This is a genomic window from Shinella sp. WSJ-2 (assembly GCF_003432075.1).
In the GTDB taxonomy this organism is placed as follows: Bacteria; Pseudomonadota; Alphaproteobacteria; order Rhizobiales; family Rhizobiaceae; genus Shinella.
Window position 1 is genome coordinate 802,233 of record NZ_QWBU01000001.1, and the last position, 23,677, is coordinate 825,909.

The 23,677-nt window shown below is 62.7% G+C and carries 22 protein-coding genes; 12 read left to right on the top strand and 10 right to left on the bottom strand.

Annotated features, from left to right (window positions below; translation table 11 throughout):
- Positions 1-112 precede the first annotated feature (112 nt).
- The 7 genes from D0Y60_RS03805 to D0Y60_RS03835 all read right to left on the bottom strand — a co-directional run bounded on the left by D0Y60_RS03805 (position 113) and on the right by D0Y60_RS03835 (position 7,922).
- Positions 113-1,264: a DUF2333 family protein gene (locus D0Y60_RS03805; RefSeq protein ID WP_117366856.1), complete on the bottom strand. Its 1,152-nt coding sequence runs from the start codon at positions 1,262-1,264 to the stop codon at positions 113-115.
- A complete protein-coding gene (locus tag D0Y60_RS03810; protein ID WP_117366858.1) occupies positions 1,257-2,558 on the bottom strand; it encodes a DUF6638 family protein in 1,302 nt (433 codons plus the stop codon). Before D0Y60_RS03810 ends, D0Y60_RS03805 begins: the two co-directional genes overlap by 8 nt.
- A gap of 10 nt (positions 2,559-2,568) precedes the next feature.
- The gene (locus D0Y60_RS03815) at positions 2,569-4,479 is read right to left on the bottom strand and encodes an AAA family ATPase (RefSeq protein WP_117366860.1); all 1,911 of its coding nucleotides are present in this window, start codon (positions 4,477-4,479) and stop codon (positions 2,569-2,571) included.
- A gap of 3 nt (positions 4,480-4,482) precedes the next feature.
- Complete coding sequence (locus tag D0Y60_RS03820) at positions 4,483-5,631, bottom strand: hypothetical protein (RefSeq protein WP_117366862.1); 1,149 nt, start codon at positions 5,629-5,631, stop codon at positions 4,483-4,485.
- A 52-nt stretch (positions 5,632-5,683) separates the two neighbouring features.
- Entirely contained in the window at positions 5,684-6,772 is a 1,089-nt protein-coding gene (locus D0Y60_RS03825) for a hypothetical protein (RefSeq protein WP_117366864.1), read from the bottom strand.
- A 164-nt stretch (positions 6,773-6,936) separates the two neighbouring features.
- Positions 6,937-7,311 (bottom strand): cytochrome c family protein, encoded by a 375-nt coding sequence (locus D0Y60_RS03830; protein WP_117366866.1) that lies wholly within the window; start codon positions 7,309-7,311, stop codon positions 6,937-6,939.
- Positions 7,312-7,334: 23 nt separating this feature from the next.
- Complete coding sequence (locus tag D0Y60_RS03835; RefSeq protein WP_117366868.1) at positions 7,335-7,922, bottom strand: thymidine kinase; 588 nt, start codon at positions 7,920-7,922, stop codon at positions 7,335-7,337.
- Positions 7,923-8,151: 229 nt separating this feature from the next.
- On the opposite strand from D0Y60_RS03835, the gene D0Y60_RS03840 reads away from it, so the two are divergent.
- From D0Y60_RS03840 to D0Y60_RS03870, 7 genes are all read left to right on the top strand, one after another.
- On the top strand, positions 8,152-9,111 hold the full coding sequence (locus D0Y60_RS03840; protein ID WP_117366870.1) for a choline ABC transporter substrate-binding protein: 960 nt from the start codon (positions 8,152-8,154) through the stop codon (positions 9,109-9,111).
- A gap of 149 nt (positions 9,112-9,260) precedes the next feature.
- A complete protein-coding gene (gene choW, locus D0Y60_RS03845; RefSeq protein WP_117366872.1) occupies positions 9,261-10,130 on the top strand; it encodes a choline ABC transporter permease subunit in 870 nt (289 codons plus the stop codon).
- On the top strand, positions 10,130-11,170 hold the full coding sequence (choV, locus tag D0Y60_RS03850; RefSeq protein WP_117366874.1) for a choline ABC transporter ATP-binding protein: 1,041 nt from the start codon (positions 10,130-10,132) through the stop codon (positions 11,168-11,170). Before choW ends, choV begins: the two co-directional genes overlap by 1 nt.
- Before the next feature lie 81 nt (positions 11,171-11,251).
- On the top strand, positions 11,252-12,016 hold the full coding sequence (locus D0Y60_RS03855; RefSeq protein ID WP_117366876.1) for a DUF2470 domain-containing protein: 765 nt from the start codon (positions 11,252-11,254) through the stop codon (positions 12,014-12,016).
- Positions 12,017-12,200: 184 nt separating this feature from the next.
- Positions 12,201-12,539, top strand: coding sequence for a metalloregulator ArsR/SmtB family transcription factor (locus tag D0Y60_RS03860; RefSeq protein ID WP_117366878.1), 339 nt, complete (start codon positions 12,201-12,203; stop codon positions 12,537-12,539).
- 142 nt (positions 12,540-12,681) lie between these two features.
- Positions 12,682-12,900 carry a hypothetical protein gene (locus D0Y60_RS03865; RefSeq protein ID WP_117366880.1) on the top strand — a complete coding sequence of 73 codons (219 nt, stop codon included), beginning with the start codon at positions 12,682-12,684 and terminating at the stop codon, positions 12,898-12,900.
- A gap of 137 nt (positions 12,901-13,037) precedes the next feature.
- Positions 13,038-14,363 carry an aspartate aminotransferase family protein gene (locus tag D0Y60_RS03870; RefSeq protein WP_117366882.1) on the top strand — a complete coding sequence of 442 codons (1,326 nt, stop codon included), beginning with the start codon at positions 13,038-13,040 and terminating at the stop codon, positions 14,361-14,363.
- 55 nt (positions 14,364-14,418) lie between these two features.
- On the opposite strand, the gene D0Y60_RS03875 is transcribed toward D0Y60_RS03870, so the two are convergent.
- Both D0Y60_RS03875 and D0Y60_RS03880 read right to left on the bottom strand, forming a co-directional pair.
- Positions 14,419-16,041 (bottom strand): SDR family oxidoreductase, encoded by a 1,623-nt coding sequence (locus tag D0Y60_RS03875; protein WP_117366884.1) that lies wholly within the window; start codon positions 16,039-16,041, stop codon positions 14,419-14,421.
- Entirely contained in the window at positions 16,038-16,448 is a 411-nt protein-coding gene (locus D0Y60_RS03880) for a thiol-disulfide oxidoreductase DCC family protein (RefSeq protein WP_117366886.1), read from the bottom strand. Before D0Y60_RS03880 ends, D0Y60_RS03875 begins: the two co-directional genes overlap by 4 nt.
- A 113-nt stretch (positions 16,449-16,561) precedes the next feature.
- Here D0Y60_RS03880 and D0Y60_RS03885 point away from each other — a divergent pair, with 113 nt between their 5' ends.
- Together D0Y60_RS03885 and ade are read left to right on the top strand one after the other, a co-directional pair.
- Positions 16,562-17,431 carry an aldose 1-epimerase family protein gene (locus D0Y60_RS03885; protein WP_117366888.1) on the top strand — a complete coding sequence of 290 codons (870 nt, stop codon included), beginning with the start codon at positions 16,562-16,564 and terminating at the stop codon, positions 17,429-17,431.
- Positions 17,432-17,494: 63 nt separating this feature from the next.
- Entirely contained in the window at positions 17,495-19,189 is a 1,695-nt protein-coding gene (gene ade / locus D0Y60_RS03890) for an adenine deaminase (protein ID WP_117366889.1), read from the top strand.
- 48 nt (positions 19,190-19,237) lie between these two features.
- Here the strand turns inward: ade and D0Y60_RS03895 are convergent, their stop codons facing one another.
- On the bottom strand, positions 19,238-20,881 hold the full coding sequence (locus tag D0Y60_RS03895) for an alpha-glucosidase (RefSeq protein ID WP_117366891.1): 1,644 nt from the start codon (positions 20,879-20,881) through the stop codon (positions 19,238-19,240).
- Positions 20,882-21,031: 150 nt separating this feature from the next.
- Here D0Y60_RS03895 and D0Y60_RS03900 point away from each other — a divergent pair, with 150 nt between their 5' ends.
- The 3 genes from D0Y60_RS03900 (at position 21,032) to D0Y60_RS03910 (ending at position 23,668) form a co-directional block, all read left to right on the top strand.
- Positions 21,032-22,036 (top strand): Ldh family oxidoreductase, encoded by a 1,005-nt coding sequence (locus D0Y60_RS03900; RefSeq protein ID WP_117366893.1) that lies wholly within the window; start codon positions 21,032-21,034, stop codon positions 22,034-22,036.
- Positions 22,037-22,103: 67 nt separating this feature from the next.
- Positions 22,104-23,018, top strand: a complete 915-nt coding sequence (locus D0Y60_RS03905; protein WP_117366895.1) for a sugar kinase — start codon at positions 22,104-22,106, stop codon at positions 23,016-23,018.
- 98 nt (positions 23,019-23,116) lie between these two features.
- Positions 23,117-23,668 (top strand): YbhB/YbcL family Raf kinase inhibitor-like protein, encoded by a 552-nt coding sequence (locus D0Y60_RS03910; protein ID WP_117366897.1) that lies wholly within the window; start codon positions 23,117-23,119, stop codon positions 23,666-23,668.
- Positions 23,669-23,677: the final 9 nt, after the last annotated feature.

The following is a 23,677-nucleotide window of genomic DNA, read 5'->3' on the forward strand; positions in this document are numbered from 1 at the left end:
ACGTCGTAATTTGCCGCCCGATACGCCAGACGCGACATTTGCCGATTAATTTGCGCCCGAAACAAAACGGCGCGCAACCGAAGACACACGCCGCCTTGAAAGTGCCGTGGGGTCAGCGTGCCAGCACGTCGCGCATTTCCACAAGGTTGGAGCGCACACGCAGGATATAGAAGCCCATCGTGGCGAGATGCGTCGGCATGATCCAGCCGTCCTCGCGACCATTCGAGATGATCGCCGGCTGGATTTTCAGCGCAGAGCGCAGCTGCTTGATGCTTTCCGTCCAGAGCGGTTCGATGCCCCGCGCCTTGATGACGGCGTCGAAATCGGCGCCGGCAGCAGACAGGATGCCGTAATAGCCGTAGAGCTGGCCATAGGCGAACCAGAAGCGATCATCTGCCCTCGTATCGAACCAGCCGCCATTGTGGAATTCCGAGCGCTCGCGGATGATGGCGGAGGTGGAGCCGATATCGTTGGAGATACGGTCGAGGAATTCGATCAGGTTGTCCGAGCGGCCGTCGAAGATCGCCTCGCAGGATTCGAGCGCCGTATTGAACTTGCGCAGGTCCGCCATCGCGGTGCGATAGTAGTTCGGCGTCGGCGTCTTCGGCAGCAGCGAATCCGAGCCGAAATACCAAGTTTCCTCATCGAACTGCATGTTGCCGCGGGCGCGCTGCAGGTCCGAATTGATGCCGGACGTGCCGCGCACGCGGCCGAGTGCATCGACGAGTTCTACGGCTGTACGGCGGATCGTCTGGTTCACACCGCGCTGGAAGGCGGCCTTGTTGTCCATCCAGGGCGTGTCTTCCCAGTCCAGCCCGAAGAGACCGAGCTTGTAGAGCAGCATGGACGAGATCCACGCGTTCTGGTTCACGTTGAAGTCGATCAGATCGGCCGTCACATCGACGATCGCCGAACGCACGCAGGTCTTGGGTTCGGGCTCGGCCACTTCACCCGTTGCAGGCGTGGTTGCGGCGGTACCGGATGCGGTAACGCCCGCATCCTGCTTGCGCTGGGCAAGATTGTAGCTGTTGATGTAATCGGGGTTGAAACCGCTCCAGACCTGCGTCTGCCAGATAAAATAGGCATAGAAGCCGAAGAGCAGGACAAGGCCGATGCCGATCGGCCCCTTGATGATCCAGCTGCGCGCCTTGTACCAGTTCGTCGCCGTGATGAACGGCCAGAGAATCCAGGCGATCACGAGGCCGATGCCCCGGCCGATGGCCGCGAAGATGCGTTGGAAAAACGCGACGATCGGGTCAAGCATTGGCGTCGTCCTCTCTGATGCCGAACAGTTTCCTGCGGAAAGCAGCCTTGTCTTGCAGATAGGTCCGCGTCAACGTCGCCACAACATATTCGCGGAACTTTTCGCTGTAGTGTTCATAAGCGGCATAGAAACCCTGCTTGTCGAAGACGAAGCGGGAGACGAAGTCATAGGGAACCATCTGTGAAATCAGGCGGTTGACCAGCCATTGATCCGGATGATCAGGTGCCGCGCGCACGAGCTGGAAGCGCCGGTCGGGGGCGACCTGCCCCACCTTGATCTCGCCGGTCGACGAAACCGTGCGGATCGCCTCCTGCAGGAAGGGATAAGTGCCGTCGCGGGCGACGAGATCGGCATTGCGGTGCATCCAGGTCTGCAGCCAGATGCGGTCGGCTTTCTGGATATCCGTGGTCGGATCGCTCTGGTTGACGAGATTGACCACCGTCATCTCGGCGCGATGCTGGAAAAGACCCGACGGTTCAACCCAGGAGGCGCGCGGCAGTTCGAGCCGTTTGGTCGAGGCGAGGAAATCGAAGATGCGCTTGGGATCGTCAAGCGCGATGTAGCTCACCTGCCAGGGTCGCGAACGGCGGAAGCCCGGTACGCTCGGGTCGCAGATGACGGTCGTCGTCTTGTCGTCGAGAAAGACATAGACGCCGCCGAAATGGTTTGCCCAGAAGGCCTCGTGGCGAAAGACCAGCTGGTCCGGCACCAGCGCATTCAGGCGGATGTCACCCGTCTGCTTGGCGAGATCTACCATGCGGTTCAGCATCGCGTCGTCGGACCAGGCATTCGGCACCGTTTTCAGCCGGTCGACCAGCCCGCGCAACTCCCCCGCCTTGCCGAGCATATCCTCGGCCGACAGCACCTTGAAACGCACCTCGTTGATCGAGAGCAGGTCGTCGATGTCGTTGACGACGGAGACCGAGTCCTCGATCTCGCCATAGAGCGCATCGCGGATGGTGATCGCGTTGATCGCCCGCGCATTGGCCGAGAAGAACTCGTGCATCAGCGCCGCGGTGTTCGAAAAGCTCGTATGCACCACCGGCAGGTTCACCTGCTCCGGCGTCATGATGATGAAGCGGCGGTTGACGCGGTTCGGGTCGAGATAGTCCCGGTCGCCCAGCTCGTCGGCGATTTCAGGCGAGAAACCGGTCATATCAATGCGGAAGCTGGTAAGCGCCGTGCGCCGGATACCAAATCCGTCGAGCGCCTTGTTATAGCGCTCGACCAAATGCGGCTCATCCACTGGCAACAGCCGGCCGTAGATCAGTTCGGCTTCGAGGAGAAGTTTCATGCGTCGTCTCTCACCAGCGCCCCTCGGCCTTCATCGTCTCCATCTCGCGGATCGCCTTCTCGCGCTGGCGTTCGCGGCGGATGATGTCGGAGACGGCGGCATCATCGGATTTGTCGGTGTAGCGGAACTCCGAGTCGGCGTAGCGGTTGATCTCCTGCAACACCATCTCCATCGAAATCGGACCGCGCAGCTCCTCGATCATCGCCTTCTTCTCGTCGTAGCCCTTGTGCATGAAGGCGCCGGCATTGGCGAACCAGTCGTCCGGCAGCTCCACATCCATGGCGCGCATTTTGATGGCATCGGTGATGTTCTTGATGGCGCGGCCGGTGAAGCGCGGTTCGGCAAGCTTGATGCGGTGCAGATAGGCGCCGACATCGGCGAGAGACCTGATCGCGCCGTGCTCCTTCTCATGAGCCTCCCAGACGGCGAGCAGACCATCCTCCTGCGGCTTGGCATGCTGCTCGTAGGAGGTCGAGACGGCGCGCTTGATCTCCTGGCCCGCAAACAGCGTGTGATCGCCGAGCGGGATCGCATGGTTCTTGCCGACCAACATCGCGAAGATATCGATATAGTCATCCTCGGTCTGCGGCCCATCCACCAGCCAGCGGGCGCCGGCACGCTGGCGCAACGCATCGTCCACGTTCTCCGGATAGTTGGAGAACATGCCGAAAGTGCAGTTGCCGCGTATCACTGTGGAGGCGCCGGCAAAGCTTTCCATCAGCACCGCCGTCACCTCGTGCTGGCCGGCCGAGGCGCGATCATCCGAGCGCTTGGCCGCGACCTGGTCGACGTCGTCGATCGTGCCGAAGCCGATCGCCTTGGGGTTGATGACGTTGTTGACGAATTCCTTGCAGTTCTGGCCGGATTTTCCCTGGTAGGAGGAGATCTGGTCGACGCCGAAATTCTCATAGTGGAAGGCGTAGCCGGCGATCTGGCAGTAGTCGTTGACCAAGCCGGCCAGCATCTGGATGAGAATCGTCTTGCCGGTGCCGGGCATGCCGTCGCCGATGAAGGTGAAGAGGAAGCCGCCGAGCTCGACGAAGGGGTTGAGCTGACGCTCGAAATCATAGGCGACCAGCATCTTCGCGAGCTTCATCGCCTGGTGTTTGGCGATGTGGTTGCCGATGATCTCTTCCGGCTTCTTGAAGGTCATGACCAGCGGCTTGCGCTTCTGGCCCGGCGCAACGTCGAAGCCCGAAAGCGTGAAGTCATCCTGCTCGATGCGGATATGCGCATTCTCGAAACCGGCAAGGCCGGTGAACCGCGCGCGGCGGGAAATCAGCCCCTCGATGGCGACGCGCGAGAAGGCGCGGGCGCGGCTGACCAGCGCCGCATCGTCGGGCGCACCGGCCAGCGTGCGGTCGAGGCCGGAGACCATGCTTTTCAGCGCATCCTGCGGCGTGTCGAAGAGATAGTCGGGCTCACCACCATCCTCCACCGGTTCCCCCTCGCCCGGCAGCGTCGCGCCGAGATAGGCGGCGAAGGTGAAGGCAGCGATATAAGCGGAGGCCGAGAGCAGCGCCTTGAACTGGTTGGCCTCGTCGCCGGCCAGCGGCGAAGTGAGATTGCGCGCCTGCAAACTCTCCAGATTGGTCTGGCGGGAAAAGACATCGGAGACCGCCAGCGCGACCTGCAACCCGCGGCGCGAACGGAACAGCACGGCATGCTGCTGCGGCGACAACAGGGGATCGGCGGCGTGCACGGACTGGATGGTTCTTGCCAGTTCCACCTCGCGCGTGCGACGCGTGCCGGCGGTCGAAACCGTCGAGACCAAGCGACGACCGGTGCCCGCCAATGTCGTCCCGCTCTTGCCATCCTCGCTTTCGAGAATGACGAGCTTGGTGACGAGGCTCTGCGCCGCCGCCTGATGCTTGGCGATATCGTCTTCGTGGATCGTCGTCAGTCCGGCATTAAGGCTCATTTGTTAGCCCTCGCTGATTACCTGGTTTCCCGAGATGACATGCACCTTGTAGGCGCCGAAAATGCCCTGCGTCTCGCCGGCGGCGTAGAGCGCCTGATAGGCATCATGCGGCACGAGCGCATGTTTCTCGTAGGCGCTGACGCCCATGCGGGTGGCTTCGAGATCGTCGGTCTCGATATGGAACTCTTCCTGCGCGGGTGTCGAGCTCCAAAAGCCCTTCTGCGCCGGGCGCTCGGCCTTGGAGAAGACCTCCTGCACCGTCCAGGTGAGCAGCCAGGCGTTCTCCGGCTTGCGCACCTTGGAGAGGATGTCGTTGACGCGCTCGTTGTTTTCGGTGATGCCCGCCGAATAGAACGGGCCGAGCACGATGCGCCGCAGCTGCTTGGGGTGCAGTGTGGGAAAATCCTTGTCGAGATTGGTGGCGATCGTCACCGGCGTCAGCGAATAGGCGCTGTTCTTCAGCGTGAAATCGTCGAAACGGCTGGCAAGTTCGGGATTGAGCAGGCCGCCGACCGGCAGCGGGATGTCCACATCCGGATTGAGCTTGCCGTCCTGCCCCACCAACATCTTGACGACATTGTCGCTCGAATCCTCGATGGTCGCCATGTAGATCATTGGCAAGGTCGCGGTACCATCGAAGGCACCCCAGCTGACGACGTAATAGGGCCGCATGGTCTTCGGATTGACCGCGACGCGGATCGTCTCCGGCAAAACGAAGGGTGAGAATATGTCGCCCTTGCCGATCTGTTCCAAATAAAGCCGCTCGGCCATGCGGGCCTGAAGATCTCTCGGGAAAGCCTTCTGGCGAAGAATGAAATCCGCCATTTCGCCACGCAACTGATCGGCATTCGGCATTGCAGCGAGGCGCTTTTCGGCGCTCTGCCGGTCGTTTTCCAGCTCCAGCACATTCTGAAAGATCGGAAAGCCGCTTTCGGCACGCGAGACGCGGAACTGCTCGACGAAGCCGATGCGGTTCTCCCAGCAGGCGAAAGAGGCCTTCAGCCGGGCGAGATAGGGCATGACGACCTCGCCCACCACGGAATTGCGGTAGAGCGGGGAATTGCGGTCACCCAGGAAGATTTCAAGACCACCCAACGCGGCGCGGATGGTGGAGAAATATTGCGCGACGGCGCTGTCTGCGGGGGCGTTCATGGGCATCGCGCCCGTTGAGAAACGGCAAGCGCACGATGGGGCATGCGGACCATCACTGCTTCACGTAGTTCGCGGTGTTGTGCTTGTCCATTACAGCCTGGAAGCGGCGGGCGAAGGCGTCGTCGGCGAGCTTCTTGCGGCGCTGGATGTCCTGCGTCGCCAGCATGTTCTTCTCATGCATTTCGAGAAGGTCGCCGATATGGCGCTGCGAGGCCGAGCCGATGCCGGCCATGGTCTCTTCCGCCGCCGTATCGACCTGCGAACCCAGCGTGTTGATCTTGTGCGCTACGTCCTGCTGGGCAGCGGTCTTCAACGAGTCTTCCAGCGCCTTGTAGAGCACGATGCGCTGCTCGGTATCGATGGTCAGCTTGTTGATCAGCGTGTTCTGCGCGGCGATCTGGTTGTTGAGCGAATCCACGAAGGTCTGGAACATCGAGGTGTAGCGTTCGAGCGTCTGGCTTTCGGCCAGAAGCTCCTGCTCCTTCGCCTGCATCATGTTGTATTCGGTGGCCAGCGCCGAGCGCTCGCCTTCGAGTTCCGTGCGGCTCTTCTGGTCCGTCGAGGCGGCGATGCGGTTTTCGAGATCCATGAGCAGCGGGTTCAGTTCCTCGATGCGCTTCTGGGTCGCTTCCAGATTGGTCATCGTGCCCTTGCGGCGCTCGATGACCTGAATGAGGCTGGCTTCCGAGGTCTTGTAGCGCTGGTCGAGGATCGACTTCTGCTCCTTCAGGATGCCCACGATCGTGTCGGACTTGGAGAGCAGCTCCTGCAGATTGCCGGCCAGCGACATGTTGCGCACGCGATCGGTGCGCATGCGCTGCATCTTCTGCTTGGAGAAGATGCCGATGAACTTTTCATAGCCCGTATAGCTCTTCATGCTCTCGAATTCGGTGCCGAAGATGTTCGTCGCATCCTCCAGGCCGATGATGAGATCGGCAATATTGCCCTCCATCACCTTCTGCTGGTTGATGACGTCGGAGATCCGGGCGTTCTCGATATCGAAATTGACGTCGCCGAGCTTGGTGTCCGCCTTGGCGAACTGGTCGAGAACGGTGCTCGACTGCTCCATCTTGCTGCGCATCTGGTTGACGACGCTGCGGGTCTTTTCGATTTCCGCGTCGAAGTTCTGAAGTGTGGCCATGCCTTGTCCCCCTTACGTTCTCCACGGCAGACGTCTTCGTCGCCCGATTTATTCCATCGCGGTAACACTATACGAATTCAGACAGATAGGAACCTGCCCCGCCAGAACATGTGGGACACGGCGGGCGCACCGCAAGATGGTGGCGCCAATTTTTCTGTCGATCGTCAGTCGTCGGCCGGCGCCTTCAGATAGGCGATGAGGTTGGCGATGTCCTCGATCTTCTTCAGACCGGCAAAGGTCATGCGCGTGCCCGGAACCATCGCCTTGGGCGACAGGAGATACTCGGCGATCTGCGCCTCGCTCCACACCTTGCCGTCCTCGCCGAAGGCCCGCATGGCCGGGGAATAGCTGTAATCTTCAATCGTAGCGACCGGCCGGCCGATGATGCCCGACAGCGTCGGCCCGACGCGGTTGACCTTTTCCACCGAATGGCAGGGGGCGCATTTCTTGAACACCGCCTTGCCGGCCACCGCGTCGCCCTCGGCAAAAGCCGGGGCGGCAAGACAGAGGAAGATGGCAAATGTCGAATGCGATTTCATCCTGCGTCCCCTTGGTCACCGCCTCACCCGGCGTTCATGATGTCGTCCCAATGGCGGCGGCAATAGGAAACGTACTTGTCATTGCCGCCGATTTCCACCTGCGCGCCGGATTTTGCCACCTTGCCGTCGGCGCCGAGGCGCACGACCATCGTCGCCTTGCGGCCGCAATGGCAGATGGTGCGCACCTCGCGCATTTCGTCGGCGATGGCGAGCAGCGCCTTCGAACCGGGGAAAAGCTTGCCCTGGAAATCCGTGCGCAGCCCATAGGCCATGACGGGGATGGAGAGCCGGTCGGCGACGCGGGCGAGCTGCCAGACCTGCTCCTCGGAGAGGAATTGCGCCTCGTCGACGAAGACGCAGGCGATCGCGCCGCCGCCATCGCCGTTCAAGTCCTCGATATGGCTGTAGAGGTCGTCCGTATGGTCGAAGGCGATGGCATCGGAGGAGAGCCCGATGCGCGAGGAGATGCGGCCGGCCCCGGCGCGGTCGTCGAAGGAGGCGATGAAGATCGCCGTGCGCATGCCGCGTTCCTGGTAGTTGTAGGACGCCTGCAGGAGCAGCGTCGACTTGCCCGCGTTCATCGTCGCGTAACTGAAATAGAGCTTGGCCATGATTTTCTCCGTCCCCGCGTCATGACGCGGGAAAAGCCGTTTTTCCAGCCGGAAAGGGCGGAAAACCACAGAAATCCGCGCGGCCCATCCGTTGCGACATCCATGTGCAAAATTGCGAACCGGTGCGAAATTAATTGGACGATTCAGGGTGTTCCGGCTACGCCAAGGTGCTTGAAAGCATATCGTTTTGATGATTGGCTAAACCACCAGTTATAAGGGGAGCAAAAATATGAAGACTGCATCACCATTGAAGACCCTGCTTGCCGCCGCCGTTTCCGTTATCGCGCTCGGCGTGGCCGGTGCTTCGGCTGCGGAAGCCGAAAGCTGCGGCAAGGTCCGCTTCTCGGATGTCGGCTGGACGGACGTGACCTCCACGACCGCCACCGCAAGCGTTATCCTGAAGGGCCTCGGCTACGAGACGGAAGTCACCGTTCTCTCGGTTCCGGTCACCTATACCTCGCTCAGCAACAAGGACATCGACGTCTTCCTCGGCAACTGGATGCCGACCCAGGAAGCCGACATCAAGCCGTTCCGCGAAGACGGCTCGGTCGAGACGGTGCGCGAAAACCTCGAAGGCGCGAAGTACACGCTCGCAACCAATGCCAAGGGCGCCGAGCTCGGCATCAAGGATTTCGCCGACATCGCCAAGCAGAAGGATGCGCTCGGCTCCAAGATCTACGGCATCGAGCCCGGCAATGACGGCAACCGCCTGATCATCGACATGGTCTCGGCCAACAAGTTCGGCCTGACCGGCTTCGAAGTGGTCGAATCCTCCGAACAGGGCATGCTGGCCGAAGTCGCCCGCGCACAGGGCGACGGATCGCCGATCGTCTTCCTCGGCTGGGAACCCCACCCGATGAACGCCAACTTCAAGCTGACCTACCTGACGGGCGGCGACGAGATCTTCGGCCCCAACTTCGGCGGTGCGACGGTCTATACCAACGTACGCAAGGGCTACGTCACCGAGTGCCCGAACGTCGGCAAGTTCCTCCAGAACCTCAAGTTCTCGCTGGACATGGAAAACCAGGTCATGGGCAAGATCCTGAACGACGGTCAGGACCCGGAGGCAGCAGCGACCGACTGGATCAAGGCGAACCCGGCCGCCATCGAACCGTGGCTCGCCGGGGTGACCACCAAGGACGGCAGCGGCGAAGGCTTGGCGGCGGTCAAAACCGCGCTTGGTCTCTAACAGGCAAGAATAGGGCGGGAAGGAAACTTTCCCGCCCTTCTTCTCTCCGGATAGTGCACCACCAGCAAAACCGCCGGACAGCTTGATGTCCGGAATTGCGAAACGCTTGTTGCATATCGTCGTCAACCTCCAGACTGGGGCTCGCTGCCGTGGATTGGCTCACCGTCTCTAAAATTCCGATCGGTCCGATCGCCAAGGAAGCCGTCAGCTGGCTGACGACCAATGGCAAGGGCCTGTTCGACTTCCTGAAGGTCTTCCTGCAGGCTGGCATCGATGCCGTGCTCTTCCTGCTGCAAGGCCCCTTCTCGTCCGCCGGCGGCAAGTTCGGCTATGCCATCGCCCTCATCGTGCTCGTCACGGGGGCCAGCTGGTATTTCCGCCGTTCGATCGGTGTCGCCGTCTTCACCTTTCTCGGCCTGCTGCTCATCGTGAACCAGGGCTACTGGAAGGAGACGACGGAGACCCTGGCCCTCGTGCTGGCGGCGACCGGCGTCAGCATGGTCGTCGGCATCCCGCTCGGCATCGCCGCCGCCCGCCGCCCGTGGTTCTATTCGATCCTGCGGCCCGCGCTCGACCTGATGCAGACGATCCCGACCTTCGTCTACCTCATCCCGGCGCTCATCCTTTTCGGCCTCGGCATGGTGCCCGGCCTGATCGCGACCGTGATCTTCGCCATTCCCGCGCCCATCCGCCTCACCCGCCTCGGCATCATCTCGACGCCGCCTTCGCTGGTCGAAGCCGCCCAGGCTTTTGGCGCGACACCGAGCCAGGTGCTGCGCAAGGTCGAGCTGCCCTTCGCCACGCCGCAGATCATGGCCGGTCTCACCCAGACCATCATGCTCTCGCTGTCGATGGTGGTCATCGCCGCCCTCGTCGGCGCCAAGGGTCTTGGCGTTCCCGTGGTGCGCGCGCTCAACACCGTGAACATCTCCATGGGATTCGAGGCCGGCCTCTGTATCGTGATCCTCGCGATCATCCTCGACCGCCTCTTCCGCTCTTCCGATGATGGAGACGCATGATGACCGAATCCGTCGTCTTCAAGAACGTCTCCATCATCTTCGGCGACAATCCGCAAAGGGCGCTTGCGCTCGCCGATGCCGGCAAGTCGCGTGACGAGATCGGCGCGGAAACCGGCCTGGTGCTCGGCGTCGCCGACGCCACGCTGTCGATCACCGAGGGCGAGATCCTCGTGCTGATGGGCCTGTCGGGCTCCGGCAAGTCGACGCTGCTGCGCGCCGTCAACGGGCTTGCTCCCGTGGTGCGCGGCGAGGTGCAGGTCAAGGCCGGCAACAGCTTCGTCAATCCCTATGCGACGACGCCGAAAGCACTGCGCGACTTCCGCATGCACACCGTCTCCATGGTGTTCCAACAGTTCGCGCTCCTGCCCTGGCGCACCGTCGCCGACAATGTCGGCTTCGGTCTCGAGCTTGCCAATGTGCCGGAGGCCGAGCGCAAGGCGCGCGTCGCCGAACAGCTCGAACTCGTCAACCTGACCAAGTGGGCCAACCGCAAGGTCAACGAACTCTCCGGCGGCATGCAGCAGCGCGTCGGCCTCGCCCGCGCCTTTGCGACAGGTGCGCCGATCCTCTTGATGGACGAGCCGTTCTCGGCGCTCGACCCGCTGATTCGTACCCGTCTTCAGGACGAGCTGCTGGAATTCCAGCGCCGGTTGAAGAAGACCATCATCTTCGTCAGCCACGATCTCGACGAGGCCTTCCGCATCGGCAATCGCATCGCCATCATGGAAGGCGGGCGCATCATCCAGTGCGGCACGCCGCAGGAGATCGTGAAGAACCCGGCCAACCAGTATGTCGCGGATTTCGTGCAGAACATGAACCCGATCAACATGCTGACCGCTGCCGACGTCATGCAGCACGGCGCCTCCAGCAATGGCGGCGTGACGGCAACGGCGACCGCCCAGACCCCGCTCGTCGACATCCTCGACGCCATGTCGCGCACGCCGGGCAATGTCGGCGTGGTCGACAACGGCACGGTGATCGGCACGATCAACGCGCAGGATATCGTGAACGGATTGACGCGGCACCGTCGCCGCGGCTGACAGCCCGCACCGATCGGATTAGATAAGGCAGCGCTCCGAAACGGGCGCTGCCTTTTTCCTCGCGAAGACCGGGAGAACGAGATGACCGAGAAGGACAAGCCGAGCGTTCTGCGCGAAACGGACGACGATGCCCGCCGCCTCGCCCGCACCCTGCTGCGCTCCGCCCGCAGCTGCGCGCTCGCGGTCCTCGAACCGGAAACCGGCACGCCCTTTGCCAGCCGCACGCTAACCGGCACCGATACGGACGGCACCCCCGTCATCCTCGTCTCAGCGCTCTCCGTCCACACCCAGGCGCTACGCGCCGACCCCCGCGCCTCGCTGCTCGCAGGCGAGCCCGGCAAGGGCGATCCACTCGCCCATCCGCGCCTCACCGTGATCTGCGAGGCCCAAGAGGTCGCCCGCGACAGCGATATCCATACGGCCCTGCGCGAACGCTTCGTGCGCCGCCACCCCAAGGCAAAGCTCTATGTCGATTTCCCCGACTTCGCCTTCTTCCGCCTCGTACCGCTGCGCGCCCATCTCAACGGCGGCTTCGGCAAGGCTTTCGTTCTGTCGGCCGAGGATCTACTGATTCGTTCAGCCGCCCGCGGCGCGCTCGCCGCGATGGAAACCGGCGCCATCGAGCACATGAACAGCGATCACGCCGAGGCCGCCGGCATCTATGCCCGCCATTATTGCGGCGCCAAGGACGGCGACTGGATCATCGTCGGCCTCGATGCCGCGGGAATTGACCTTGCAAGCGGCGACAAACTGAAGCGCCTGGAATATTCACGCGAACTTGATCAGGCCTCGGAACTGCGCGGCGAGCTTGCGCGTTTGCTTCGCGAAGCAAGGGCAGTGGACTGATAGATCAGCGTTTCCGTATCCGTCCAGCCGGACGCTTTCGGGGTCGAAAGCAGCCAGCCTATCGCTATGCGTGCGCCCTACCCCCATTTCTTGCTCTTGATGGGGGAGGTTTTGTTTATATGCTAACAAGCGCATTCACATAAAATCACATGATTTGAAGCGGAAACGCCCAAAGGAGTTTCAGATGGACAAGATTTCAGACGCAGAGCATGCGCAGGCCGAAGTTGCATCCGACTTTCTTTCCGCCATGGCGAACCCCAAGCGCCTCCTGATTCTGAAAGTTCTTGTTGAGGGCGAGATCGCCGTCGGCGCGCTCGCCGGCCAGGTCGGCCTCAGCCAGTCCGCGCTCTCCCAGCACCTGTCGAAGCTGCGTGCGCAGAATCTGGTGACCACCCGCCGTGACGCCCAGACGATCTACTATTCCAGCAAATCGGATGCCGTGTTGACCGTGCTTGCGGCGCTCGACCGCATCTACAAGGCCCCTGGCAACGGCGCTTCGGAAAAGAAACTCCGCATCGCCTGAACTGTCGAGCCCATCGACCGACAACGCCCCGGATCATCTCCGGGGCGTTTTGCTTTGGCACGTCACGTTGCGCGGTATTCGCGAAGCGGGCTAAGACACCGGACCAAGCCGTTCGGCTGTACGCAACCGTTGGAGCAAGACCATGCGCAAATCCCGCAGCGAAATGGACGCGCTCGTCAGCGATATCGTCAACGAACCGAAACGGGACAACAGCGCCTATCTGGCCGCGGTCGCTGAGGCGCGGGATGCCATCGCGAAGGTGGAGGCGCATTTCGGCGTGCCTGTCAAAATGACAACCAAGACCAAGGCAAAAGCGAACGGCAAGTTCGTGGTGAAACTGATTTTCGAAAAGGCCGGCTGAGCTGAAGAGCGGACCGACCGGCCGGCGAACATCGCTTGACGCTCTTGGGCGTCTTGATAATTTGACCATCGGGTAAAAATCACCGTCCGGCCAAGGCCCCAAGTATCCCCACATTCCAAACATCATGGAGAGACCGCATGTCCAACCGCCTCAACACACCCAACGATCTGCGCGCCTTCTGGATGCCGTTCACGGCCAACCGACAGTTCAAGAAGGAACCGCGGCTCTTCGTCGGCGCCAAGGACATGTACTACACGACCCATGACGGTCGTCAGGTGCTGGACGGCACGGCAGGCCTCTGGTGCGTCAATGCCGGTCACTGTCGCCCGAAGATCACCGAGGCGATCCGCGAACAGGCCGGTGAACTCGATTATGCGCCCGCCTTCCAGCTCGGCCATCCCAAGGCCTTCGAGCTTGCCAACCGCCTCGTCGACATCGCGCCTGAGGGCATGAACCACGTGCTCTACACCAATTCCGGTTCGGAATCGGTCGAGACCGCGCTGAAGGTGGCGCTCGCCTATCACCGCGCCAAGGGCGACGGTTCGCGCTTCCGTCTGGTCGGCCGCGAGCGCGGCTATCACGGCGTCAATTTCGGCGGCATCTCCGTCGGTGGCATCGTCTCGAACCGCAAGATGTTCGGCACGCTTCTGACCGGCGTCGACCACATGCCGCACACCCACTTCCCCGACAAGAACGCCTTCTCGCGCGGCGAGCCGGAGCATGGCGGCGATATCGCCAGCGAATTGCAGCGCATCATCACACTGCATGACGCCTCCACCATCGCCGCCGTCATCGTCGAGCCGGTCGCCGGCTCCACCGGCGTGCTCATTCCGCCGAAGGGCTATCTCCAGAAGCTGCGCGAGATCTGCACGCAGTACGGCATTCTGCTGATCTTCGATGAGGTGATCACCGGTTTCGGCCGCCTCGGCGCGCCTTTCGCCGCACAGTATTTCGACGTGAAGCCCGATATCATCACCGCCGCCAAGGGCCTGACCAACGGCGTGATCCCGATGGGCGCCGTTTTCGTGACGTCGGAAATCCACGACACGTTCATGAACGGCCCGGAACACATGATCGAGTTCTTCCACGGCTACACCTATTCCGGCAACCCGATCGCCTGCGCCGCCGCGCTCGGCACGCTCGACACCTACAAGGAAGAAGGCCTGCTGACCCGCGCCGCCGAACTCGCTTCCTACTGGGAGGACGGCCTGCATTCGCTGAAGGATTGCCCCAATGTTATCGACATCCGCAATGTCGGCCTGATCGGCGCCGTCGAGCTCTCGCCGATCGCCGGCGAGCCGACCAAGCGCGCCTTCAATGCCTTCCTCAAGGCCTATGAGAAAGGCCTGCTGATCCGCACGACGGGCGACATCATCGCGCTCTCGCCACCGCTGATCATTGAGAAGCCTCAGATCGACGAGTTGTTCGGCAAGCTGCGCGACGTGCTTCAGAACAACATCTGATCAGCCTATCACGACCACGGACATGGCGGCTTCGGCCGCCATTTTCGTTTGGGGATCAAAGCCGGCGCAGATGGCCGGAATAATGCACGACGGTGCCGATAACGGGCAAAGCGATCGGCACGTCGAAGCAGAAAGCCTCGCCGTCGGCCCATTCCCTTGCCTTGCTCTTCGGTGCAAGCCGGAGCGGCATGGGAACACCGAAGACGGACCAGCCGCGCATCACCATCGTCAGGCCGTGTTCGTCGCATGGCAGATCGAAGGAAAACCGCATCGGGCCGAAGCGTTCGACAAGGCGCGCACCGGACTGGCTGAGTTCGCTGGAAAAGGTGTTGCCGGCAAAATCCCGCGTCCAGCGCTCCACCCCTTCGCACTCCTCGAAGGCGACATGCAGATCATGTTCGCCCTCCGGCGGAAAGCGCATGACGGCACAGACCAGCCGGGCCAGCAGCGCGCGGCCGCGCCGGACCCGCCCGCGTCCCGCAGCGCCGCCATCGCCGATGACGTCATGCATGCCGCGGACCGGCTGCGGCAGACGATCGTAGTCCGGGCCGATCAAACGGCGGTAGAGGGGCAGATAGGGCCTGTCCTCCACCGCATGGGCAATCGCCAGCCGCGAAAAATGCGGCTCGAAATCCTCCAGCGCAACCGCGCCCGCCGCATGGCGCGCACCCGGCGCGAGCGTGCCCGCGGCGATGGCATTGGCCAGCAAATGCGCGGCGATGGTCGGGATTTCCGGCCCGTCTCCCTCTTCGGCAATCAACGTCCAGCGCCGCACCCGCGCGCCATCCGCGCCCCAACCCTTCACTTCGATCGCCATGGCAGAGCGATCCGAGCCGAAGCGGGCGCTCAGGCCTTGCAGCGGCAGGAGCCATTTCGCGAAGGGCGACAGCGACGCGAGCCATCGCCATTTCACCGGCCAGCTGAGCAGCCAGAGCGTGAGAAGCTGGAAGGCGAATTCCGGCCCCGCGCGAAAAATCGTCGCCGGGCGGCCGGGAACGGTTTCCGGCACGATCGTATGATCCGGCACATCGGCAAGCGCCACCAGGCGGCGGATCGGCGCCCGACCCGGCACCTCGAAACGTTCGCGCCGCAACCGGTGCCAGCCGGTCTCCTCGCGCCAGCGCCCGGCGCGCCATAGGCTGAACGGCTTTCCGACATAACTCAGGATCGCCGCAGCGACCGAGGCCCCCGCCGTCGCGCGGTTCGAAGCGCTGATCGCCATCTCGACCGAGCGCACGTCCCCCATATCCTTGCTCAGCGCGGCGATGACGGCACCGGAAAGCGCCGGCACGCTCGATCCGCCGGAGATGACGACCACATTGGCCGCCCGCGCCGCCGCATCCAGCCGGCCGATACCGCTGACGAAATCCCGTGCATCGGCAAGATCGACATAGTGCACGCCGCAGGCGATGCAGGCCTCAACGACGCGGTAGCTGCTGCCCTGAAACGGCCCGGCCGCATCGATCAGGAGAAAGGGACGATGCGCCCTGAGAACCGGCCGCAGATCACCATTCCGGTCGGCCACCAGCGCCTGCGCCTGGGGCAATTCCGACGCAAGGCGCGCGGCGGCTTCGCGATTGCGCCCGGCCACCAGCACCGCCCAGCCATCCGCCGCCAGCCGCCGGCAGAGACGAGCGCCGAACCCACCGTAACCGCCGAGAACGACGACGCTTCTCAAAGCACGCGATCTGCATCGCCGGGCGACGGCACCCAGCAGGTCTCGCGCCGCCCGAAGAGGCGGTAGCGATTGCGCGCCAGCCAGCGATAGGCGGGATCGCGCAGAAAGCGCGGAATGAACCGCAGCACGGCAAGGACCTTCCACGGCCAGCCGAGAGCGGCATAGATCGCCAGCACAGCGTCGCTGTCCTTCAGCACGGCATCGCCATCGACGATGATCAGGCTTTCCGGATTGGCGGGATCGATGCCGAAACGGCGATAGAGCGCCGCCCCCGTGGCCTTCTGCATGGACGCGAGACGGAAGCGGCGGTTGCGATCATGTCGCAGCACGAATTGCGCATTGGCCGAGCAGAGAATGCACTCTGCATCGAAAACGATGATCGGCCCCGCCTTGTCGTCTTGTTTCATGCCGTCATCCTATTTCGGTGCTCCGGTGCTATCAACCGAATTCCCCCACAGCCGGCGCGCAAAACCCGGCGATCCGCGCTAGACTGCGACAATAGTCCGTGAAAGGAGATTCGATGCCGAGCCTCACCCGCATTGCCAATGCTGACCTTTCGGTCGAAGTCTCCTCGCTTGGCGCCGAAATGCAGTCGATCACCACGATGGACGGCAAGGCCTGGCTGTGGAATGGCGACGCCGCCTTCTGGACGGGACGCTCGCCGGTGCTCTTTCCCATCGTCGGCAAAGCGCCCGATGACACGATCATGATCGACGGGACGGCCTATGCGATGGCTCAGCACGGTTTTGCCCGGCGGCGGGAATTTGCGCTCGACAGCACGACGGCTAACGCCTGCCGCTACCGGCTCGAAGCCTCCGACGAAACGCGGGACGTCTATCCCTTCGACTTCGGGCTCACCGTCGAGCACAGCCTCGACAGCCGGACGCTGACCGTGGCCTCCACCGTGGAAAACCGCGGCGAGACGGCCATGCCGTTCGGTTTCGGCTATCACCCCGCCTTCCTCTGGCCGCTGCCCGGCGGAGCGGAAAAACCCCACACGGTGACGCTCGACAATGCCGGCGAGCCGAAGCGCCAGCCGCTGGAAAAGGGACTGCTCTCGACAGGCCGCACGCCCTCCCCCTTCGACAAGGGCCGGATCGTGCTGGCGCAGGATCAGTTCCTCGACGATGCGATGGTCTTTCCCGAAGGCGCGGGCGACGGCCTGACCTATGCCGCCGAGGGTGGGCCTGCGCTGAAATTCCATTTCGAGAACCTGCCGAACCTCGCACTCTGGACCAAACCGGGCGCGCCGTTCCTCTGCATCGAGCCCTGGCACGGCACGGCGGCGGAATTCGGTGGGTCGCGCGAATTGCGCGATCGCCCCTTCACGACGGAGCTTTCACCGGGAGAAAGCCGCCGTTTCGCCTTCTCCGTCACCTTTCCCGGCTGAGCGGCCTTTCTTCTCGCCGGGACGTCGCTAGAGTCTTTTGAAAAGGATTCGGGAGACATCGCCATGGCCGATTTGGAACGCTACATCGATCAGGGAACCGGCCGGGAACCCGCCGACATCGTGCTCAAGGGCGGGCAATTCTTCGATCTCGTGACGGGTGAGCTGGTCGCCTCCGATATCGCGATTTCGGGCGAGCGCATCGTCGGCACCTGCGGTCCCTATACAGGCCGGACGGAAATCGACATCACCGGCCGCATCGTCGTGCCCGGCTTCATCGATACGCATCTGCACATCGAATCCTCGCTTGTCACACCGCATGAATTCGACCGTTGCGTGCTGCCCTATGGCGTGACGACGGTCATCTGCGATCCGCACGAGATCGCCAATGTGCTCGGCAGCGAGGGCATCGAATTCTTCCTCGACAGCGCGCTGGAAACCATCATGGATATTCGCGTGCAGCTGTCGAGCTGCGTGCCGGCGACGCATCTGGAGACGTCCGGCGCCGACCTGCCGATCGAGCGCCTCTTGCCCTTCCGCCATCACCCGAAGGTCATCGGCCTTGCCGAATTCATGAATTTTCCGGGCGTCATCCACAAGGATCCCGTCTGTCTCGCCAAGCTCGAAGCCTTCCAGGGCGGTCATATCGACGGCCACGCACCGCTGCTTTCAGGCAATGACCTTAACGGCTATCTCTCCGCCGGCATCCGCACCGAGCATGAATGCACGAGCGCCGAGGAGGCGCTGGAAAAGATCCGCAAGGGCATGCATATCCTCGTGCGCGAAGGGTCCGTCTCCAAGGACCTGCATGCCCTCATGCCCATCCTCACCGAGCGCCTCTCCCCCTTCATCGCGCTCTGCACAGATGACCGCAACCCGCTCGACATCGCCGAACAGGGCCATCTCGACTATATGATCCGCACCGCGATCGGCCATGGCCGCGCACCGCTCGCCGTCTATCGCGCCGCCTCCATCTCCGCCGCCAAGGCCTTCGGCCTCCGGGATCGGGGCCTTGTCGCGCCGGGCTGGCGGGCCGACCTCGTCGTCGTCGACACGCTGGAAAACTGCAAGGCCGAGATGGTGTTTTCCGCCGGCCGCAAGGTGAATGACGCGCTCTTCGGCACCCGCAAGCCCGTCGCCCCCGTCGGTCTCGACAGCGTGAAGGCGCGGCCGGTCAATGCCGCGCATTTCGCGGTGCCGGTTAGCGATGGCGAAACGCCTGTTATCGGCGTTCTACCGGGCAAGATCATCACCGAGCATCGCCGTTATCGCCTGCCGGCGCGCGGCAACCAGACATCGGTCGACCTCGCGCGCGACATCATCAAGGTCGCCGTCATCGAGCGTCACGGCAAGAACGGCAATCATGCCAACGGCTTCGTGCAGGGCTTCGGCCTGAAGAAAGGCGCAATCGCCTCAACCGTCGGCCATGACAGCCACAACATCTGCGTCGTCGGCGTCGACGAGGACGACATGGCGCTCGCCGCCAACCGTCTCGGAGAAATCAAGGGCGGCTTCGTGGTGGTGGAAGACAGCAAGGTCACCGGCGAGATCGCGCTCCCCGTCGCCGGCCTGATGAGCCTCGAGCCCTATGAGAGCGTGCGCGACACCCTGCACCATCTTCGCCAGGCCGCCTTCGCACTCGGCGCCACGCTGGAAGAACCCTTCCTCCAGCTTGCCTTCCTGCCGTTGCCCGTCATCCCGCACCTGAAGATTTCGGACCGGGGCATGGTGGATGTGGACAAGTTTGCACTGATCGGGTGATGCCTCATGGATCGTGGCCGGACGATATAACGTCCGGCCACCTGATCATCACAGCCGGACGCACGCCATATCCAGCCCGTCCAGCTCGATCGCACCGTTCTTCAGCTTCGCACCGAAGCCGGGCACGGGCAGCGGCTCGCCGAGCTTCAGCGATTTGGCCGGCACGAATTCGGCCTTTTCCCGCGTCAGGTTGAAAACGAAGAGCAGCTTTTCTCCACCCTTCTCGCGAGTGAAGGCAAGAATGTCGTGGTTGGAATTCACGAAGGCCATGTCGCCGTCGTGCAGCGCATCATGCTGCTTCCGGAAAGCGATTGTTGCGCGGTAGTGGTTCAGCACGGAGCCGGCGATCTTTTCCTGCGTATCGACAGCGTGGCGAGCGTGGTCTTCCGGCACCGGCAGCCAGGGTTTGCCCGTGCTGAAGCCGGCATGCGCCTCATTGTGGCTCCAGGGCATCGGCGTGCGGCACCCGTCGCGGCCCTTGAAGGCCGGCCAGAAGCGGATACCGTAGGGATCGCGCAGGTCCTCGAAGGCAAGCTCCGCCTCGGTCAGGCCGAGCTCTTCGCCCTGGTAAAGGCAGATCGAACCGCGCAGGGTCGAGAGAAGCGTGATGGCGAGCTTGGCGACACGCTCACGCTCCTCCGGCACCTGAATGAAACGGCTGACATGGCGCGTCACGTCGTGGTTGGAAAACGCCCAGCAGACCCAGCCGTCCGTTACCGCACGCTGGAAACTCTGCACGCATTTGCGCACATGTTCGGCGGTGAAATCCGGCCCCAGCAGGTCGAACGTGTAACACATGTTGAGCTTGTCGCCGCCGCCCGTATATTCTGCGACGGTCTTCAGCGACCGCGCTCCGTCCCCAACCTCGCCGACCGTCATGCGGTCCTTGTATTCATCGAGTAGCGACCGGAAGCGCTTGAGGAAAGCGATATTCTCAGGCTGCGTCTTGTCATAGCGATGCGTCTGCATGCCGTAGGGGTTCACGTCGGGCGCATCGAGGCCGATGCCGTCGGGATCCGGCTCGTGGGGCGGGTTGTCGCGCAGCTTCTTGTCGTGGAAATAGAAGTTCACGGTATCCAAGCGGAAGCCGTCCACGCCGCGATCGAGCCAGAAGCGCACGGTCTTCAAAAGCGCGTCCTGCACATTCGGATTGTGGAAATTGAGATCCGGCTGCGACATCAGGAAGTTGTGCATGTAATATTGCTTGCGCACGCCGTCCCATTCCCAGCCCGGCCCGCCGAAGATCGAAAGCCAGTTGTTCGGCGCCGTTCCATCCGGCTTCGGATCAGCCCAGACATACCAGTCCGCCTTGGAATTGGACCGGCTGGAGCGGCTCTCGACGAACCAGGGATGTTGGTCGGAGGTGTGCGAGATCACCTGGTCGATGATGATCTTGATGCCAAGCTTGTGAGCTTCGGCCAGCATCGCATCGAAATCCGCAAGCGTGCCGAACATCGGATCGACATCGCAATAGTCCGAGACGTCATAGCCCATATCGCCCATTGGCGACTTGAAGAACGGTGAGAGCCAGATCGCATCGACACCGAGCGACGCGATGTGGTCGAGCCGTTTGGTGATGCCTCTGAGATCCCCCATGCCGTCGCCGGTCGTATCCTGAAACGAGCGCGGATAGACCTGGTAGATGACCGCGCCGCGCCACCAGTCGTCGGCTTTCTTGGGGGACTTCGCCATGCTTCGCTGCTCCGTTTTCCGATGCGTCCTGCGAAGATGTAACGCGGGGGCCTGAGGGCGTAAACGGCCATGGCCCTGATTTTTCGAAGGTTGACGAAGCAGCCCTGCGCCTGAATGATGCCGGCAAATTCCATAGAGAAGGTTGATAGCATGGCCGATGACGTCATCCTTTCCATAAGCGAAGCGATCGCACTGGCGAAGACGGCGCTGACGCGCGTCGGTATGGCCGAACCAGCCGCGATGGCGCTGGCACACGCAACCGTCGAGGCGGAAACGGCTGGCAAGCCGACCGTCGGGTTTGCGCACCTGGCCGATTATCTCAGAAGCCTCGTCGACGGACGAATCGCCGGGAAGGCCGAACCGCTCCTCACCTCGCCGGTGCCGGCCATCTTGAAATGTGACGCGATGGGCGGTGTCGCCCAGCACGGCTTTTCCGTTGCGCGGGAAGAGCTGGTCTCCAAGGCGAAAACCTTCGGTATCGCGGTCTTCACCATCTGCAACAGCTATACGACGGGTGAGCTTGGCTGGTATGCCGCAAGCCTTGCTAGCGACGGTCTTGTCGCGATCGCCGCGACCAACAGCCATGCCGTGCTGGCCGGTGCAGGCAGCCGCACTCCGGTTTACGGCACCAATCCGCTCGCCTTTGCCGCACCACTCGTGGGAGACGACATCTTGCTGATAGACCAGTCGTCGAGCGCCACGGCGCTGGTCAATGTGCGCGATGCGGCCGCCCGTGGCGCCACCATCCCGGACAGCTGGGCCATCGATCAGGACGGGCAACCGACGACGGATCCCTTCGCCGCCATTCAAGGCGCGCTTGTCGCCTTCGGCGGCAGTCGCGGCGCTAATATCGCCCTCATGGTCGAAGTGATCGCCGCCGGCCTCACCGGCGGCAACTGGTCGCTCGATGCTCCGGATTTCCAGGCGGGCGAGAGCTCTCCGGGTATAGGGCTCTTCGTCTTAGCACTCTCACCGCAGCTCTTTGCCGATCATTTTTCCACTCGGCTGTCCGAACAGGCCGCGCGGCTTTCGACCGACTACAACGTCCATATCCCCGGCCTGGACAGGAGGAGACGGCAGCGGGCGGCGGAAAGCGCCGGCATCCGCTTGCCCCGCCAACTCTTTGACAGTATTTCCTCTTTCCGGCGGAACTAGAACGCATCGTCCGGCGCCGAAGCGATACCGCTTCGGCTGGAAATGCTCGACCGGGAGGAATTTCGATATGGCAGGACGGTTGCTCTCGATCGGCGAGTGCATGGTGGAACTGATGCAGGCCGAGGGCGGCCTGATGCGCAAGAGCTTCGCCGGCGACACATTCAACACCGCCTATTACGCCCGCCAATATCTTCCGGCCGATTGGCATGTTGACTATTTCTCTGCCATCGGCGTCGACCGGATTTCCGAGGAGATGCGTGCCTTCATCGCCGGCCATGGCATCGGCACTGAAACCATTGCCGGCATCGAGGGCCGCTCACCCGGCCTCTACATGATCCATCTCGACAAGGGCGAGCGCAGCTTCTCCTACTGGCGGTCCGTTTCGGCCGCAAAGCTTCTGGCACGCGACGGCGACCGGCTGCGCGCCGCCATTGAAGCCTCCGACATCATCGTCTTTTCCGGCATAACGCTGGGGATCCTGCCGGCGGAGGATGTCGAGACGCTGCTTTCGGAACTGCGCCGCGCAAAGGCTGCCGGAAAACGCGTCGTCTTCGACCCGAACATCCGCCCCCGCCTCTGGGACGATGTGGATTATATGCGTGCGACGATCACCGAGGGCGCGCGCGCCGCAACGCTCGTCATGCCGAGCCTGGATGACGAAACCACCCATTTCGGCGACTCTACGCTGGAGGACACGATTGCCCGCTATCGTGGGCTCGGCGTCGGCGGGCTGGTGGTGAAAGATGGCAGCAAGGGTGCGACGCTCGTCTTCGGCGACACGCGCAGCCATGTCCCCTCCGCCGAGGTCGAAACGATCGTCGATACGACGAGCGCCGGCGACAGTTTCAACGGAGCATTCCTCGCCCACCTGGCAGTGCAGGATAACCCGGAGGCCGCCGCCCGCTTCGCCGCCGATGTAGCCGCCGCCGTCATCCAGCACCACGGCGCACTGGTGGCAAAGGACAAGCTGCCGAAAGGCTGATTGATCGGATCGGCACCAAAATCGATCGGCTGAGCGCCGACGCGGGGTGAAATCCATCCTAATCTTTCCCTGCCTCTCATCGACGACAGGAAAGATCCATGACCCCGTCACGCCTCCTTGCGGCGCTTGCCGCCACCCTCTCGCTTTGCCCGCTCACGGCGCAAGCGGCCGATTTCACCGTCACCAGCGAGGCCTTCGCCTCCGGCACGGTGCAACCAGCGCAGTTCTCCGACATCATGGGCTGCACCGGAAAAAACCTCTCGCCCGATATCCGCTGGTCGAATGCGCCCGCGGGCACCAAGAGCTTCGTCGTGACAGTCTATGACAAGGATGCACCGACTGGCTCAGGCTGGTGGCACTGGGTGGTGATCGACCTGCCGGCCGATGCGAATTCGCTCGCCGCCGGTGCCGGCAATGGCAAGGCGAAACTGCCCGACGGCGCGCGCATGACGCCGACAGATATGGGTGCGCCCGGCTTCCTCGGCGCCTGCCCGCCGGAAGGGCCGGAGCATGACTATACGATCACCGTGAAGGCGCTCGGCATCGATAAATTTCCAGTGCCGGACAATGCCACGCCCGCCATGGTCGGCTTCGTCAGTAATATGAACGCGCTCGCCACCGCAACGATCTCGGCGAAGGGTAAGCGCTGACAGCAAATG